The 12,595-nt window shown below is 68.0% G+C and carries 14 protein-coding genes and 2 riboswitches; of the genes, 8 read left to right on the top strand and 6 right to left on the bottom strand.

Annotated features, from left to right (window positions below; translation table 11 throughout):
• Positions 1-7: 7 nt before the first annotated feature.
• The 3 genes from G7043_RS00065 (at position 8) to glyA (ending at position 3,008) form a co-directional block, all read left to right on the top strand.
• Entirely contained in the window at positions 8-310 is a 303-nt protein-coding gene (locus G7043_RS00065; protein WP_166042693.1) for a DUF3817 domain-containing protein, read from the top strand.
• Positions 311-355: 45 nt separating this feature from the next.
• A riboswitch (glycine riboswitch) is annotated at positions 356-446 on the top strand.
• A gap of 1 nt (position 447) precedes the next feature.
• Positions 448-535, top strand: a riboswitch (glycine riboswitch).
• Between the two features lie 99 nt (positions 536-634).
• Entirely contained in the window at positions 635-1,729 is a 1,095-nt protein-coding gene (gene gcvT / locus G7043_RS00060) for a glycine cleavage system aminomethyltransferase GcvT (RefSeq protein ID WP_166042692.1), read from the top strand.
• Between the two features lie 13 nt (positions 1,730-1,742).
• The gene (gene glyA, locus G7043_RS00055) at positions 1,743-3,008 is read left to right on the top strand and encodes a serine hydroxymethyltransferase (RefSeq protein ID WP_166042691.1); all 1,266 of its coding nucleotides are present in this window, start codon (positions 1,743-1,745) and stop codon (positions 3,006-3,008) included.
• 168 nt (positions 3,009-3,176) lie between these two features.
• On the opposite strand, the gene G7043_RS00050 is transcribed toward glyA, so the two are convergent.
• Positions 3,177-3,869: a COG4315 family predicted lipoprotein gene (locus G7043_RS00050; RefSeq protein WP_166042690.1), complete on the bottom strand. Its 693-nt coding sequence runs from the start codon at positions 3,867-3,869 to the stop codon at positions 3,177-3,179.
• 495 nt (positions 3,870-4,364) lie between these two features.
• Between G7043_RS00050 and G7043_RS50305 the strand changes: the two genes are divergently transcribed.
• The 3 genes from G7043_RS50305 (at position 4,365) to G7043_RS00040 (ending at position 7,094) form a co-directional block, all read left to right on the top strand.
• Positions 4,365-4,604, top strand: a complete 240-nt coding sequence (locus G7043_RS50305) for a DUF1295 domain-containing protein (protein WP_390826807.1) — start codon at positions 4,365-4,367, stop codon at positions 4,602-4,604.
• The gene (locus G7043_RS50300; protein WP_390826805.1) at positions 4,597-4,929 is read left to right on the top strand and encodes a DUF1295 domain-containing protein; all 333 of its coding nucleotides are present in this window, start codon (positions 4,597-4,599) and stop codon (positions 4,927-4,929) included. The genes G7043_RS50305 and G7043_RS50300 overlap by 8 nt, the downstream gene beginning before the upstream one ends.
• Positions 4,930-5,039: 110 nt before the next feature.
• Positions 5,040-7,094, top strand: coding sequence for a S9 family peptidase (locus G7043_RS00040; RefSeq protein WP_166042689.1), 2,055 nt, complete (start codon positions 5,040-5,042; stop codon positions 7,092-7,094).
• A gap of 54 nt (positions 7,095-7,148) precedes the next feature.
• Here G7043_RS00040 and G7043_RS00035 read toward each other — a convergent pair whose 3' ends face one another.
• The 4 genes from G7043_RS00035 to G7043_RS00020 all read right to left on the bottom strand — a co-directional run bounded on the left by G7043_RS00035 (position 7,149) and on the right by G7043_RS00020 (position 10,881).
• Positions 7,149-7,964: a spermidine synthase gene (locus tag G7043_RS00035; protein ID WP_166044849.1), complete on the bottom strand. Its 816-nt coding sequence runs from the start codon at positions 7,962-7,964 to the stop codon at positions 7,149-7,151.
• Positions 7,965-7,993: 29 nt separating this feature from the next.
• Entirely contained in the window at positions 7,994-8,389 is a 396-nt protein-coding gene (speD, locus tag G7043_RS00030) for an adenosylmethionine decarboxylase (protein ID WP_166042688.1), read from the bottom strand.
• A 33-nt stretch (positions 8,390-8,422) separates the two neighbouring features.
• Positions 8,423-9,589, bottom strand: coding sequence for a type III PLP-dependent enzyme (locus G7043_RS00025; RefSeq protein ID WP_166042687.1), 1,167 nt, complete (start codon positions 9,587-9,589; stop codon positions 8,423-8,425).
• Between the two features lie 107 nt (positions 9,590-9,696).
• Positions 9,697-10,881 (bottom strand): metallophosphoesterase, encoded by a 1,185-nt coding sequence (locus G7043_RS00020; protein WP_313887637.1) that lies wholly within the window; start codon positions 10,879-10,881, stop codon positions 9,697-9,699.
• Positions 10,882-11,084: 203 nt separating this feature from the next.
• Between G7043_RS00020 and G7043_RS00015 the strand changes: the two genes are divergently transcribed.
• On the top strand, positions 11,085-11,582 hold the full coding sequence (locus G7043_RS00015; protein ID WP_166042686.1) for a SigE family RNA polymerase sigma factor: 498 nt from the start codon (positions 11,085-11,087) through the stop codon (positions 11,580-11,582).
• Positions 11,579-12,436 carry a hypothetical protein gene (locus tag G7043_RS00010; RefSeq protein WP_166042685.1) on the top strand — a complete coding sequence of 286 codons (858 nt, stop codon included), beginning with the start codon at positions 11,579-11,581 and terminating at the stop codon, positions 12,434-12,436. The genes G7043_RS00015 and G7043_RS00010 overlap by 4 nt, the downstream gene beginning before the upstream one ends.
• A gap of 71 nt (positions 12,437-12,507) precedes the next feature.
• On the opposite strand, the gene G7043_RS00005 is transcribed toward G7043_RS00010, so the two are convergent.
• A complete protein-coding gene (locus G7043_RS00005) occupies positions 12,508-12,594 on the bottom strand; it encodes an IS3 family transposase (protein ID WP_390827098.1) in 87 nt (28 codons plus the stop codon).
• Position 12,595: the final 1 nt, after the last annotated feature.

The following is a 12,595-nucleotide window of genomic DNA, read 5'->3' as shown; positions in this document are numbered from 1 at the left end:
CGGGCAGATGAAGGGTGCGTTGACCCGGTTCAGGGTCATGGCTTACGTGGTCGGAGTCTTCCTGCTGCTCCTGGTCGTGGCCATGGTGCTCAAGTACGCCGCGGACATGGGCGGGTTCATGAAGGTCGTCGGACCTGTTCACGGCTTCCTCTACGCCATCTACCTGGTGATTTCCGTCGACCTGGCGCTGAAGCTGCGCTGGTCGATCAAGGGCACCGCGCTCGTGCTGCTCGCCGGCACCGTGCCGTTCCTGTCGTTCTGGGCGGAGCGCAAGGTGGTCGAGAAGACTGCGCAGGGCGTGCCGCTGTGACGTTCGGCCTGCTAGCGTCTGGGGCTACCAACTGAACACGGCCGTCGATGTCGCGCGGGAGAGCCCACTTGAGTGTGGGCGCCGAAGGAGCAACTCCTCCCCGGAATCTCTCAGGCACAGATACCGCACGACGAAGGCAACTCTGGAAAGCAGGCCCATCGGCCTCGCCCACGGTGCAAGTCGCGCTTTGCGCGGCGAAGCTCTCAGGCTCATGACAGAGGGGGAGGCTCGCTCTGGTGAGGAGTCTCCGATGGACCGTGTCATTCTTCTGTTGCCTCAGCCGGCCTGGTCCGGCTCTTCGGCGCACCCTGGAGGAGCGTTCTGATGTCCCGCCTCACGCCTCTGAACGCCGAGCACGAGCAGCTCGGCGCGATGTTCACCGACTTCGCGGGCTGGCGGATGCCGCTGCGCTACTCCAGCGAGCTCGCCGAGCACCACGCGGTGCGCACCACCGCGGGCCTGTTCGACCTCACACACATGGGTGAGATCGTCCTGACCGGTCCGCAGGCAGGTGAGGCGCTCGACTACGCGCTGGTCGGCCACATCTCGGCGCTGGCCGTCGGCAAGGCGCGCTACACGATGATCACCCAGGCCGACGGCGGCGTGATCGACGACCTGATCGTGTACCGGCTGGGCGACGAGGAGTTCATGGTCGTCGCGAACGCCTCGAACGCACTGGTGGTCGCCGAGGCACTGGTGGAGCGCGCCGCCGGGTTCGACACGGTCGTCGCCGACAAGTCAACCGACTACGCGTTGATCGCGATCCAGGGGCCGAAGTCCGTCGAGATCCTGTCCGGGCTGACCGACACGGACCTGTCCACGGTCAAGTACTACGCCTCGTACCCGTCCACGGTCGCCGGTGTGGACGCGCTGCTGGCACGCACCGGTTACACGGGCGAGGAGGGCTTCGAGCTCTTCGTCGCGCCGGCCGACGCGTCCGCGGTCTGGGCGGCGCTGCTGTCCGCGGGCGAGGCGCACGAGCTCAAGCCGTGCGGTCTCGGCTGCCGGGACACGTTGCGCCTTGAAGCCGGAATGCCGTTGTACGGCAACGAGCTCACCACCTCCCTCACGCCGTACAACGCGAACCTCGGCCGGGTCGTGAAGCTCGACAAGCCGGGCGACTTCGTGGGCCGCGACGCGCTGGCGAAGGTCGCGGAGTCCGGTGTGGACTCGGTTCTGGTCGGACTGAAGACCCCCGAACGTCGTGCCCCGCGGCACGGTTACGCGGTGCTGAGCGGCGAGGAGGTCGTCGGCGAGGTGACCTCGGGCGCCCTGTCCCCGACGCTCGGTTACTCGGTCGCCATGGCTTACGTCGCGAAGGCGAGCGCCGAGCCGGGCACCCAACTGCTGGTGGACGTCCGCGGCAAGAAGCAGCCGGTCGAGGTCGTCGCACTTCCGTTCTACAAGCGCGCCAAGTAGGGAGTTCTTCCAGATGTCCGACCAGTTCAACGCTTCCCTCGCGGAGTACGACCCCGAGGTTGCCGAGGCCGTCGCGGCCGAGCTGGCGCGCCAGCAGGGCACGCTCGAGATGATCGCCTCGGAGAACTTCACGCCCGTCTCCGTGCTGCAGGCCCAGGGTTCGGTGCTGACCAACAAGTACGCCGAGGGCTACCCCGGCCGCCGCTACTACGGCGGCTGCGAGCACGTGGACGTCGTGGAGCGCCTGGCCATCGAGCGCATCAAGTCGCTCTTCGGCGCCGGCTTCGCCAACGTCCAGCCGCACTCGGGCGCGCAGGCCAACGCGGCCGCGATGTTCGCGTTGCTGCAGCCCGGCGACACGATCCTGGGCCTGGACCTCGCGCACGGCGGCCACCTGACCCACGGCATGCGCATCAACTTCTCCGGCAAGCTCTACAACGTCGTGCCGTACCACGTCTCCGACGACGACGGCCGGGTCGACATGGCCGAGGTCGAGCGCCTGGCTGCCGAGCACCGGCCCAAGCTGATCGTCGCCGGTTGGTCGGCCTACCCGCGCCAGCTGGACTTCGCCGAGTTCCGCCGCATCGCCGACTCGGTCGAGGCCTACCTGATGGTCGACATGGCGCACTTCGCCGGCCTGGTGGCCGCGGGGCTGCACCCGTCGCCCGTTCCGCACGCGCACGTCACGACGACCACGACCCACAAGACCCTGGGCGGGCCTCGTGGTGGCGTGATCCTGTCCAACGACGCGGACATCGCGAAGAAGATCAACTCGGCGGTGTTCCCCGGCCAGCAGGGCGGCCCGCTGGAGCACGTGATCGCGGCCAAGGCCGTGGCGTTCAAGCACGCCGCTTCGCCGGAGTTCGCCGACCGTCAGCGGCGCACCCTCGAAGGGTCGCGGATCCTGGCCGACCGGCTGTCCCAGCCGGACGTGGCCGCCGCGGGCGTGAAGGTGCTGACCGGTGGCACCGACGTGCACCTGGTGCTCGTCGACCTGGTTTCGTCCGAACTGGACGGCAAGCAGGCCGAGGACGTGCTGCACCAGATCGGCATCACGGTCAACCGCAACGCCGTCCCGAACGACCCGCGTCCGCCGATGGTGACGTCGGGTCTGCGGATCGGCACGCCGGCGCTCGCCACCCGCGGGTTCGGCGAGGTGGACTTCATCGAGGTCGCCGACGTGATCGCCGAGGCGCTGAAGCCGGGTGCGGCGATCGACGAGCTGCGTGCCCGCGTCGAGGTGCTCGCGGCCAAGCACCCGCTGTACTCGACGCTCTGATCGTTCTCGGAACTGAAGGGGCGCCACCGGAATTCCGGTGGCGCCCCTTCGTTTTGTGACCCGAGAGCGAAACGACGGGAACCCCGGCCCCTTCCCCAGGGCCGGGGTTACACCGTGTCAGGGTGTTGTGTGTCTCAGATGGACCGTCCTAACGGAACGTTTATGGGGTTACGCCGCAGGAGCCACCACACCGGGCGGGAGGCACTCGACGTTGCGCGCGCCATTGGGCTGGATCACGAACCAGGTGCCACCAACGCCCTGGCCGGCCCACTTGCCCGGTCCCGGGTCCTTCGAGTACTGGTACAGGGCCCAGCCGTCGATCGCGACCTGCTTCTTGCCGTCAGCGCGGGTGATCAGCGAGACCAGCTTCGGGTCGATGCCCTCGACCTGCGGGATCGCGTCCGACAGGACCGGCGGCCACGTGAGGGCGCACTGGCCGTTGCAGTTCGACTTGCCTTCGGGCTTCGGGGTGTCCTTGTCGAAGCGGTAGAGGGTGCGGCCGTCGCTGTCCTGGACGACCATGCCCATCTTGTCGACTGCCTTGCCGACGAGCTTCAAGTTGGTGGCCGGGGCCGCAGCGGGAGGCTGCGCCGCCGGGGGCTGCGCGGCCGGGGGCTGCGCGGCCGGCGTTTCCGGAGCCTGCTGCTGAACAGGGGTCTCGGGCGCCTGGGCGGGCTCCTGGAGTACCGGCTGCTGACCCACGTCGCCGTAGTCACCGAGGACGCCCAGGTCGGTTTCGGTTTGTGCCACCGGCTTGGAGTTCGTGCCACTTCCCGTGGCGCTCCAGACACCCAGACCCAGCACAACTGCCAGTCCCGCGGCGAGCCCGATGGCAATGCGGTTACGTCGGATCACACTCATGTCCTCCTTGTCCATCCGTTCGCTCTATCGAGGCCATACGGGCGTGGTTGCGTCTCGGTTCAGAAACGAACCGAACCTCTTGCCGACTCGAACGTCTGGCGGAGCCAGGTTCCGCAGGAGGTGCGGGGTGGTCGTCGCTGGTCAGCTGGCAGGAATGGCCGAACGGATGCCGGGCACAACTTCGCCGATCGGATTTCGGGCGTGGGACGGCAGCGTGGCCGGACCGCAGGACGGCACCGTCCTCGTGATCGGGTCGCGCGACGCGCTGCGCCGGCTCGTCTGGAGTCCGAACGAGCTCGGCCTCGCGCGCCTACGTGAGTGGGGAGCTCGACGTCGAGGTGCGGCTGCGGAACTACCGCGAGATCCGCGACGAGCCGTTCGAGGAAGGACGGATGGGCGCGGACCAGATCCTGGCGGTGCGCAGGAGCGAGAACGGCCGCAGCGGCATGCCTCGGGTGCGCCGCGAGCTGGTGGCCGGGTTTCGCGTTCATCGCGGTGATCACGCTGCTGTTCGCGGAGGGCGAACCAACTCGGCAGTGGTTCGTCACCGCCCCCACGGTGATCTGGGGCGTACGCCTGGGAGTCCACATCCTCGTGCGCAACTCGGGTAAGGACGAAGATCCGCGATACCAGGACATTTTGAGGCGTGCCAAGGGAAACCCGCGTTGGCGGATCTACCGGGTCTACCTGATCCAGGCCATGCTGATGGGGCTTCGCGTTCGAGGCCGTGGGTGACTGGCAGCTCTCCAGGTTCCGTGCGGACCCGGCGAACAAGGGCGCCGTGATGGACCGCGGGTTGTGGCGCTGCACAAGGCATCCGAACTACTTCGGCGACGCTGTCGTGTGGTGGGGCCTCTACCTGTTCGCCCTGCACTCGTGGTCGGCCGCGCTCACGATCGCCAGTCCGGTGATCATGACGTTGCTGCTCGCGAAGGGCACCGGCAAACCGTTGCTGGAGAAGGACATCGTGTCGCGCCGCCCTGGGTACGCCGTGTACGTCCGGCGCACCAGCGGCTTCGTGCCGCTGCCTCCGAAGAGCCGCGTGGGCCGTGCTGGCTGAAGCGGTGTGCGCAACCTGCATCGGGTCTGCATCGCGCCAGGCAGCGTTCCTTTGCCGCAGCGCACGTCACAGCACCCGTGCCGCACGCGTGCGCGGGTTAGTGTTGGCGGGTGGGCAACGACATCTCCTTCCCGCGCCAACAGGCGCGCACCCAGCGGTTCACCGTCGGCGCACCGAGGACCTTCGCGGTGTCGGCGGACGGGGCACGTGTCTTCTTCCTGCGTCCGGCCACGGCCACGAGCCGTGCGAACGGGCTCTGGGAGCTGAACACGGCCACCGGCGTCGAAAAGCTGCTCGCCGACCCGGCGACGCTGCTGACCGACCCGGAGGACCTACCGGCCGAGGAGAAGGCGCGCCGCGAGCGCACGCGTGAGTCCGGCGCGGGCATCGTGGGGTACGCCCTCTCGAAGGACGCGGGTGTGGCCTCGTTCGCGCTGTCGGGCCGGCTGTTCGTGGCCGACCTGACGACCGGTGCCGTCCGCGAACTGCCGACGGAGGGCGGCGTCATCGACCCGCGCGTCGACCCGACGGGCAAGCGTGTGGCCTACGTCACGCGCGGCACGCTCAGGGTGGTCGAGCTGGACTCGGGCGAGGACGTCGCGGTCGCCGTGCCCGACGGCGAGGACGTGACGTTCGGCCTGGCCGAGTTCATCGCGGCCGAGGAGATGTCGCGTTATCGCGGTTACTGGTGGGAGCCGAACGGCACCCGCCTCATCGCCGCGCGCGTGAACAACGCGTCGGTGCAGCGCTGGTACATCGCCGACCCGGCGAACCCCGCGACCACGGCCACCGAGATCGCCTACCCGGCGGCGGGCACGACCAACGCCGCGGTGTCGCTGCACGTGGTGTCGCTGGACGGCACCTTCGTCCCGGTGCTGCTCGAGTTCGACTACCTCAACGACGTGCACTGGTCGTCGGGTGGCGCCCCGCTGATCACCACGCAGACCCGTGACCAGCGCACCAGGAAGATCTACGAGCTGACCCCTGAAACCGGCGCGGTCTCCGAGCTCGCCGTCGAGACCGACCCGACGTGGCTCGAAGTCACCGACGGCGCTCCGGCGTGGACCCCGGACGGCCGGCTCGTCCGGATCGTCGGCAACGGCGACGAGTACGCGCTGCAGGTCGGCGACGACGTCCTGACCACGGGCCTGCAGGTGCGTCGCGTGCTCGACATCGCCGACGACTCGATCCTGGTCGCCGCGTCGGCGGACGACCCCACCCAGACGCACGTCTACGAGGTCGGCAAGACCACCGAGAAGCTGTCCACTGAGGACGGTGTGAACGCCGCGATTCGGGGCGGCGACACGGTGGTGTTCGTCTCGGCCACTTTGGACAGGTTCGGCACGAAGGTCACCGTCGGCGACCACGTGATCGAGTCGTGGGCCGAGACCCCGGTGATCAAGGCGTCCCCGAGGCTGCTGACCCTGGGCGAACGCGGCATCCGCGCCGCGATCCTGCTCCCGACCGGCCACACCCCGGGAACCAAGCTCCCCGTGCTGATGGACCCGTACGGCGGTCCGCACGCGCAGCGCGTCGTCTCGGCCCAGAACGCCTTTCTCGCCTCCCAGTGGCTGGCTGACCAGGGCTTCGCGGTCATCGTCGCCGACGGCCGCGGCACCCCCGGGCGCGGCCTCGCCTGGGAGCGCGCGATCGCGTTCGACTTCGCCGGCGCCACCCTGGAAGACCAGGTCGACGCCCTGCAGGCGGCCGCGGCCGTCGAACCGGACCTCGACCTCACCCGCGTCGCGATCCGCGGCTGGTCCTACGGCGGCTACCTCAGCGCCCTGGCCGTCCTGCGCCGCCCGGACGTCTTCCACGCGGGCATCGCCGGCGCCCCGGTCACCGACTGGCGCCTGTACGACACCCACTACACCGAGCGCTACCTCGGCCACCCGGACGACAAGCCCGAGGTCTACGACTCGAACTCCCTGATCGCCGACGCGGACAAGCTCTCCCGTCCGCTGATGATCATCCACGGCCTGGCCGACGACAACGTCGTGGCCGCCCACACCCTGCGGCTGTCCAACGCCCTGCTCGCCGCCGGTCGGCCGCACACCGTGCTGCCGCTCTCCGGCGTCACCCACATGACCCCGCAGGAACAGGTCGCCGAGAACCTGCTCCTCCTGCAGGTCGACTTCCTCAAGCAGTCGCTCGCCCGAGCCTGAGAAACGGAAGAGGGGCGCTTCCCGAACCGGGAAGCGCCCCTCTCACCGCGAACCTCAGGCCAGCGACTGCCGCACCCGGTAGGGCGGGATGCTGTTGCCCAGCAGCGCCAGGTCGTCGATCGACTCCGGCTGGTACCCCGCCGTCTTGAGCCGCTCGACCATGAGCGCGGTCGGGTCCTCGACCACGTCCGCGCGGCCGAACAGGTACGCCCACTCGTGCTCGTCCGAGCCGTAGTAGGCGACGGTGTCGAACACCTCGTTGAACCGCTGCCAGGAGCGGATCAGCGTGGTGTTGCGCCACATCGTCTGGCAGCCGGACTGGTTGACGACGACGCCGCCCGGACGCAGCAGCGCCTTGCACATGCGCAGGAAGTCGGCGCCGTACAAGCGGTTGTGCTGCGCCTCCTCCTCGCGCTCGTCGGGCAGGTCGACCAGCACGATGTCGTACTTCTCCGACGTCGTGCGGATGTACTCGAACCCGTCGATGAACTGCACGCGGATCGGGCCGTCACCGCGTTCGGCCGCGGCCAGCTCGTCCAGCGTGTAGCCGTACGGCAGGTGCTCGGCGCACAGCCGAACCGCCTGCTCGTCGATGTCGATGTGGTCGACCACCGCAGCACCATGCTGAACGGCCATCTGGCACACGACGCCCTCGGAGGAGCCGATGACCAGGACGCGCTCGACGGTGTCGGCCAGCAGCAGCGCCGGCACCATCAGGGCCTCGTGGTAGGTCAGCTGGCTGAACTCCGTCGACTGACGGTCGTTGTCGCAGAACAACGACACGCCCTGGGCCGTGCGGGCGATCACCAGGTGCTGGAAGTCGGTCTTGGTGTCGACCAGCACCTCGTCCACGCGCCAGTGGCGGGTCATGCCCTCGGCGAGCGGCTCGTTGATGGTGTTCACGCGGCGTGCTCCTTGATGCCACGAGTGACGACGTCCGTGCTCACGTGAGCGGCGCCCAGGGCGTCAGCGAGGAGCTGGACGGCCAGCGCGGGTTTCGCACGAGTACCGCAGGTGAACACGTCGACGAACACCGAACCCACTTCGGGATAAGTGTGGATCGACGCATGGGACTCCGACAGCAGAGCCAGCACGGTGACTCCTTGAGGCTCGAACTTCTTGGAGATCACCTCCAGCACCGTTGCGTCGGCCTGCGTGAGAACCTCACCAAGGGCGTGCTTCAGGAACTGCTCGTCATCGAGCAGAACGGCACTCACACCCGAGAGCTCTGCAAGTACGTGCTGTCCCGCGAACAAACCGACGGTTTCCTCGGTCTGACAGGGCGCTTCGGACATCAATCACTCCAAACTATGTGAATTACGACGGACTTAGATGCAGTACGTGGCCAACGGCGGGAAGCCGTTGAAGCACACGGACGAATATGAGGAGGTGTAGGCGCCGGAGTGGAGGATGTCCACGTGGTCGCCCGCCTCGAGGTCCAGCGGCAGGTCGTAGCGCGTGTGCTGGTAGATCACGTCGTCCGCGTCGCACGTCGGACCGGCCAGCACGATCGGGCCCACCGGCCCGCCGTCGCGCGAAGTCCGCAGCCGGTAGGCGATCGCCTCGCCCTCGGTCTCGGCGAGTCCCTGGTAGCGGCCGATGTCGACGTAGACCCAGCGGCGTTCGTCCGAATAGGACTTCCGCGACACCAGCACGACGGAGGAGCGGATCAGGCCGGCCTCGGCGGAGATCGCGCGGCCGGGCTCGATCATCACACGAGGTCGCACGGCACCGAAGTGTCGTGCGATGGAAGCTTCGATGGCGGAGGCGAAAGCCTCCAGGGTGGGCGTGTCTTCCTGGTACACCGCGGGCAGGCCGCCGCCCAGGTTCACCGTGCTGGTCTCGATGCCTTCGACACGCAGTTTCGACGCGATCAGAGCGGCGTCGGCGATGCCGGAGTCCCAGCCCTGCACGGACAGCTGTTGCGAGCCCGCGTGGAACGCGACGCCAAGAGGAACGAGTCCCAACTCGTGTGCGAGCCGCAAGAGATCCGTTGCCATCTCCGGATCGCAACCGAACTTGTTGCCGAACGGGTACGTGGAACCCTTGCTGTGTACAAGAATTCGCACCAGGACGGACGAACCGGGCGCGTGCGTGGCGACGAACCGCACGTCCTGCTCGCTGTCCGACACGAACAGTCGCACGCCACGCGAGTAGGCGTACGCGATGTCAGCGGCCTTCTTGATCGGGTTGCTGTAGGAGATCGACGACGGTGCGGCGCCGCGCGCCAGGCACAGGTCGATCTCCGCGGGTGAGGCCACGTCGAACTGCGAACCCTCGGCGACCAACGTGCCCACCACGTCGGACTCGGGATTCGACTTGACCGCGTAGAAGATGTCGATGGACGGCATCGCGGTGTGAATTGCCTGGTAGCGCGCACGGATCGTCTCGAGGTCGATCACCAGACATGGTGTCGACGGGTTCTCCTGATCCAGGAAACGCCGAATACGAGCCTCTGCCTCGTAACGCCGGTCGACGGCGAAGCTCTCGGTCATTTCCCCAGGGTTCCCCCTTCATCCGCCTCGCGGTCCGTACGCGGGCACGGCCATCCACTCTACGGCCTGGACGCCGCAAGTGCGCAATCCCGAGGGCCGAGTGTGATCTACCCGGCAGACTTCAGCTCGATCATCGTGATGTCCGGAGGCGCGCCCACGCGCACCGGTGGCCCCCAGAAACCCGCGCCACGACTGACGTACAGCCACGTGTCGTCCACCTTCGACAGCCCCGCCACGCTGGGTTGCTGCACTGGCACAACGAAGTTGAACGGCACCATCTGTCCGCCGTGCGTATGGCCGGACAACTGGAGGTCGACGCCGTGTGAAGACGCGTCGCTGACCTGCACGGGCTGGTGTGCCAGCAGGACGAGCGGGTTCTTCTTGTCACGGCCTGCCAGTGCGCGCTCGAAATCCGGTCCGTCGTTGTAAGACTCGCCGATCACGTCGTTCACACCCACGAGCTCGATGCCACCGGCGACCGTCAGACCCTCGTTGCGCAACGGGTTCACGCCGAGCCGGTCCAGCTCCGCTAGCCACTGCTCGTGACCCGAGAAGTACTCGTGGTTGCCCGTCACGAAGAAGCTGCCGTGCTTCGACACCAGGTCCCGCAACGGGGCCGCGGCCTCGCCCAGCTCGGCGACGGTGCCGTCCACCAGGTCACCGACGATCGCGACGAGGTCGGCCTCCTGCTCGTTGATCATCCGCACGATCCGCTCGGTGTGCGAACGGCCGAGCAGCGGCCCGAGGTGGATGTCGCTCACGACCGCGATCCGGAAGCCCGACAACGACGCCTGGAGCTTGTCCAGCGTCACCGGCACGTTCAGCAGCTGCGGCGCGCCCAGCGCCTGCGTCATGCCGTACCCGACCACGCCGCCGGCCGCGATGCCCGAGCCGATCGCGACCGAGCGCGAGATGAACAGCCGCCGCGACGGGTCCGGCACGACCTCGACCGGCTCGACCGGATCAGGACCCGCGCCCACCGCGGCCGGCACGAGGGTCGCCCGCCTGAGCAGGACCCGGCGGGGGATCTCCGCGATGCCCAGCGCGATGGCCAGGTAGAAGAGCACGGCGAGCCACACGAACCCCGGCCAGGCGAAGAACTTCCCGTACTCCGGCGGCACCCTGCGCGTCACGACCAGCGCGCTCATCAGCATCAAGAACGCCCCGGCGACGGCCAGCGTTCCGATGCGGCGCCCGAGCGTGCGCGGGCGGGTGGTGTCCACGACCAGCCGGCGCCACAGGTACAGATGGCCCAGCGCGACCGGAACTCCGAGGATCAACAGGAAAATCACGACATCAGTATGCTTTTCGTCTTCCCGGGCGTGATCGTCGGAGGTGCCCACGAGGCCGTCCGATCACTTTCGGCACGTGGACCGTCACCGGCGGTGGGACCCTCACCCCTGCGGAGGCTCGAAGAATTCGTCGCGAGGTTCATGCAACCCGCCGGGCCGCAGGTGGCGTGAGTAACCCGGTACCGCAGATAGGGGGAGACCTGATGAGTGATCGGGACGCCGCGTTCCAGGAGTACTTCGCGGCCCGTTCCGACGCCATGCGTGGCACGGCTTACCTGCTGTGCGGCGACTGGCATCGCGCGGAGGATCTTGTGCAACAGGCGTTCACGAAGCTCTACCTGGCGTGGCGCCGGATCGAACGGCACGAGGCGTTGGACGCCTACACCAGGCAGATTCTGGTGCGGACGTTCCTCTCCGAGCGACGGCGCGGGTGGTTCCGGTTCGAGTCGGCGAGCGACGAGCTCACCGACACGGCAGCTCCACCGGGCACCTACCCCGAGGAACGAATGGTGTTGCTGGAGGCGCTGGCGAAGGTGCCTCCCAAACAACGTGCGTGCCTCGTCCTGCGGTACTGGGAGGACATGTCCGTCGAACAGACGGCAGTCGTCCTCAAGTGTTCGGAAGGAACGGTAAAGAGTCAGGCCGCGCGGGGGCTGCAGACGCTGCGCGGTCTGCTCTCACAGCAGGAGAGGGTTCGATGAACGAACAGGACCTCAAACGAGTTTTCGAAAATGCCGTGGTGGCGAGCAGCCCGCCGCCGTCGATGGATCCGGTCCTCGCGCTCGACGTGGCGCGCAAGGCCAGGTCGAAGCGGCGGTCGTCGATCGTCGGTGCACTGGTCGCGGTGCTCGTCGTCGGTGCCGGCCTCGGCTCGGCGTTCGCGCTCAACCCCACAGGCGCGAAGGAGTACATGATGGGGGCCGGACCGAGCAGCAGCAGTAGCAGCCCCTGGACGGGCAAATGGCCGGACGGGCAGACCGACCGCACGGCTCACAACGGCCCTCAGGCGGACCGGGCGCAGAAGGTGCTCGACGAGCTCAAGGGGATCGTGCCGGCCGGGTACGACGCACCGCAGCTCCGATACGAGGACTCCAGGGACCCCGACGACCCCAAGGGCTACAGCGGTGACATGCAGCGGACCCAGGGCCAGGTGTCGTCCAACAAAGGCGACGAGGTCGAGGTCTGGGAGTACATGGCCCAGACACCGGTGCGCAAGGACGGCAAGGTGGGCTGGCTGCTCGCCGAGGTGTCCACACCCAACCCCCGACTGCCGGACGACCCGTGCGCACTGGCGAAGTCGTTCTGGGGCATGGGTGGTGAGTGCAAGGTGTACGACGTCAAGGGTCTCAAGGTCGGCGTCGTGCAGAACAACCCGAGCGGTCGCGACCAGTTCGACAAGTGGGCGAGCTACAAGGCCCAGGACGGTTCGACGGTGACGATCGCGCAGGACGACAAGTACGCGGGCACTGGCTACCCGGCGCTCGACGGGCCGGTTTTCACCGAGCAGCAACTGGCCGAGCTGGCGACGGATCCGCGGTTCCGCGTCGGAGGCTGAGTCAACGCGCTGTGCGGAGGGCGGTCACGTTTGTGAACTGGTCCCCGGAAGTTGGACTGGCTAGCTGAAGGTTAGGCCGCGAGGGCCTGGGCTCGGTATTCGACCGGGCTCAGGCCCTTGAGCGTGGTCGAGATACGGGTGGTGTTGTACCAGTCGATG

Origin of the sequence: Lentzea alba, assembly GCF_011067745.1 — a bacterium.
GTDB lineage: Bacteria > Actinomycetota > Actinomycetes > Mycobacteriales > Pseudonocardiaceae > Lentzea > Lentzea alba.
This window is presented reverse-complemented; position numbering and strand designations above follow the sequence as displayed.